Source organism: Arthrobacter rhizophilus (assembly GCF_026241105.1).
Taxonomy (GTDB): domain Bacteria; phylum Actinomycetota; class Actinomycetes; order Actinomycetales; family Micrococcaceae; genus Arthrobacter.
In genome coordinates, this window is record NZ_JAPFFT010000071.1 from 1 (window position 1) to 1,897 (window position 1,897).

Annotated in this window: 1 protein-coding gene; it reads left to right on the plus strand. The window is 63.5% G+C overall.

Annotated features, from left to right (window positions below):
• Positions 1 to 664 precede the first annotated feature (664 nt).
• A complete protein-coding gene (locus tag OOZ51_RS22325; RefSeq protein ID WP_265982164.1) occupies positions 665 to 1,864 on the plus strand; it encodes an IS30 family transposase in 1,200 nt (399 codons plus the stop codon).
• Positions 1,865 to 1,897 lie beyond the last annotated feature (33 nt).

Consider the following 1,897-nt stretch of genomic DNA (forward strand, 5'->3'; position numbering starts at 1 on the left):
GGCGAGTTCTAGCGGTTGTTGCAACACCCCCTGAAAACCGGGAGTTGCAACAACCTTGGAAACACCACTGATAGACAGTTCTTCCTTAACGGAAAAATCCCCGCAAGGAAAGAAGCCTGTTCCGTCCGGCGCGCCAGCCCGGAAGCGTACTTATCGGAGCTACTCGTCGTCTGATCGGGCGGATTTCTTCCTGGCCTTGGAGCGTCTGGGAAGCATTCCGCTGACCGCCCGGGAATTAGGATTCAACCTCAGTACCTGCCGTGCCTGGGCGGGACCTTCCGGCAGGAAATCAGGCCAAATATACGCCCAAGCTGAGAAGGACAAGTTCTTTGTCTTGCTGGACCGGTTGGGGAGCGTGAGCCTCGCGGCCAAGACCATGGGCATCAACGTTCAGACCTGCTTCCATTGGGCCTACAAGGCTGGCGCCGTCACCCGCAAACCCCGCACAAATCCGGTGGCCAAGCAGTCTGCCACCCAAGAACAGAAGGACGAGTTCTTCGCCGTCCTCGCTCGTGTCGGCAGCGTCAGCGTGGCGGCCCGGGAGCTCGGTCTGGCGAGATCGCAGGGCGTTAGCTGGGCCCGTCATGCCGGAATCGGATCCATCCACCCAGGGGTGGGGAAACGCGCCGAATTCCTACGGTTGCGCGAAGCGGGCGTCGGCCGGATGGAAGCCGCTGCCGCCGCCGGTGCGAGCCGCAAAAGCGGGTACCTGTGGGAGAACGAGCGGGATGCGGCCAAGGGCCGCGCCGTTGGCTCCGACGCCCCGGAAGTGCCGTATAAACAGGAAGTGACTACTGCTTTAGCCGAACCGTCGGCCCCCGCTGCGGCACCGGATGCGGCTCCGTTGGCTTTGGAGGCCCTGGAGCAGCTCATCAGCGCCCGCTACCTGTCCTTGCCTGAGCGGGAGAAGATCGCGGACCTACGTTCCCAAGGAACCTCCATGCAGGCGATCGGCAGGGCCCTGGGCCGATCGGTGGGCACCATCAGCCGGGAGGTCAAACGCAACAGCCACCCGGTGCTCGGCTACCAGCCCTACGGCGCCCACCGCACCGCCACGGCGGCCCGGGCACGGCCCAAGGAAAGTAAGCTGGCAGCAGCCGGGGGTTTGCGCGACTACGTGACCGACAAGCTGCGCATCCGCTGGTCCCCGGAACAGATCTCGAAGGCGTTGATCAAGGACTTCCCCGATGACGAACAGATGCGCGTGAGCCCCGAAACGATCTACCAGGCCCTCTACTTCCAGGCCCGCGGCGGACTCAAGCGCGAGGTCAAAGAGGCCCTGCGCACCGGGAGGACACGCCGCAAAAAGCAGAAAAGCCCCGAGGAACGTGCCAGTCGTTTCCGGGACCCCATGATCAACATTTCCGAACGCCCCGCAGAGGTCCAGGACCGCGCGATCCCGGGCCATTGGGAGGGCGACCTCATCACAGGAGCACACAACCAATCGGCCATCGCGACGCTGGTGGAGCGCACGACCCGCTATGTGATGCTGGTGCACCTGCCGGTGGACCACACCGCCGAATCCGTCCGCGACGGGCTGATCAAGACCATGGTGACCCTGCCGGCGCACCTGCGAGGATCCCTTACCTGGGATCAGGGCGTCGAAATGGCCAAACACAAGGCGTTCAGCATCGCCACCGACATGGACGTCTACTTCTGCGATCCGGCCAGCCCCTGGCAGCGCGGATCCAACGAGAATACCAACGGGCTGCTGCGTCAGTACTTCCCCAAAGGCACCGACCTGAACGCCTACGGACCCGAGGACCTCGAACACGTCGCCCAGGAACTCAACGCCCGACCCCGCAAAACACTCGGCTGGAAAACCCCTGCCGAGTCACTTCGTGATTTACTGATAGCCAGCTGACCTCGGGTGTTGCATCGACCCCTGGAATTCGCC